2 protein-coding genes are annotated in these 1,672 nt (G+C 67.9%); one reads left to right on the top strand and one right to left on the bottom strand.

The window, feature by feature from the left end:
• The coding region (locus ACTWPW_RS64055) for an ISAs1 family transposase (protein ID WP_443175016.1) at positions 1–992 on the bottom strand (992 nt) is incomplete at its 3' end.
• A 472-nt stretch (positions 993–1,464) separates the two neighbouring features.
• Here ACTWPW_RS64055 and ACTWPW_RS64060 point away from each other — a divergent pair.
• On the top strand, positions 1,465–1,672 hold a 208-nt coding region (locus ACTWPW_RS64060; RefSeq protein WP_443175017.1), incomplete at its 3' end, for a transposase.

The raw sequence follows: 1,672 nt of genomic DNA on the forward strand, positions 1-1,672 counted from the left end.
CTCCAATGGCCCCGGATCAGCGCGGCGAGCTGGGCGTGGGCGATCCGGCCCGGTGGGAGGCTGGTGATGGCGTAGATGGTGACGATGGTGGTCTTGCCGGTGCGGTGGTCGGTGCGGCGGCGTTTGACCTGGATGGCCTGGGCGGCGTGGGGGAAGGGCAGGTTAGGACGGGCGGTGCAGATCTTCATGCGGCGGATCTCGCGGCGGCCGTGTCGGGTCTCGTCGGTGCGGTCGTTGAGGATCGCCTCACGCCAGGGCAGGGCCTTGAGTCGGCGCAGGAGTGTGGGCTGGTTGCCCTTGCTGATGAACAGGTAGTGGCCGCCGGCGACGACGATCTGCCGGGCGTGTTCCTGCTGGGTGTGCAGGGCATCGGCGGTGACCACCACGTCGGTCGGGTCCAGGTGGGACAGCAGGGGTGTGAACGCGGGGATCTCGTTGCTTTTGGCCTCGACCTGGCGTTGGGCCACGACGGTCTGGGTGTCGTGGCGGGTGGCGGCGAGCAGGTGGACGACGCCGTCGCTGGTGCGGCTGCCGCGCAGGGTCTTGCCGTCCACGGCCAGGCCGGACAGCGGGGTCCGGTCTGCGGGCTGGTTGCCTGGGGTCGTGGGCGGGGCGCAGGTGACAAGTGCGGCCAGAGAGGTGCAGGTCGTTGCGTCGAAGGCGTCGCCGTCCAGGCGGGCGAGCAGTCGTCCCAGGGTGCTGGGGGCCAGGCGTATCGTGCCGGGCAGGCCGGCTCGGGCGCGCAGATGGGGGTCGTACTCGGCAATGAATCGGGCGATCTTGGCTAGGGAGGTTGCACCGCCGAGCACGGCGAGCAGGGATAAGGCCAGCAGTGGGCCGAGCTGGTAGCGGCGTCCCCGGCGGCTGCGCGGGTCCGGGATGGTGGCCAGGAGCTCGGCGAGTGTGGGCAGATCGAGTGGCTCGGCGGGCAGGCCGGTGACGGTGACGTGCTCCAAGTGGCGGGAGAGCACGTCGATCGGGGATGATGGCACGCGAACGCGGCCCCTGTTCTTGATCGACTGGCTAGACACCGACGATCATCAGGGGTCGCGTTTGTCATGTGCACCCCGAGGCGCCCTCAACACCTGCCTCATCGAGCCAGCGAGCGTCCATCAACCGAGAACGCAACGGCCTTGGGGCGCTCGCATGGACGATGAGGACTACACAAACTACACAGACAGGGAAAAGAGCCCAAAAGGCTGCGACTACAGAGCTGGGCATTCGCCAACCAACCATCCCTAAACGCCCACTGAGGTACTGCGCGGCCTCCTCGTGGCTCTTGAACCCGTACGCGTCCCATTCGCCGTACGCCATGTTGAACATGAAGTCCGCGTACGCGCTGAAGTCGGTGAAGCTGAGCTTTGAACCGCTCCGACTTTCTTGGAGACCCTGAAGCCAGCATGATCGTGCTGGCGGAAGGGAGAAACACACACGATGCCAGCCCCCAGGAAGTACCCGCAGGAAGTGCGCGAGCGCGCGGTTCGGATGGTCTTTGAGGTCCGCGAGCAGACCGGTAATGCGCCGGGTGCCATCGCCCGGGTAGCCCAGCAGCTCGGCGTGCACCGCGAGGCGTTGCGCGGCTGGGTCCGGCAGGCTGAGGTCGATGGAGGACAGCGGCCGGGCACCTCGACGGCCGATGCCCAGCGGATCGCCGAGCTCGAGCGGGAGGTCC

Origin of the sequence: Nonomuraea sp. KM90 (assembly GCF_052246675.1) — a bacterium.
Lineage (GTDB): Bacteria > Actinomycetota > Actinomycetes > Streptosporangiales > Streptosporangiaceae > Nonomuraea.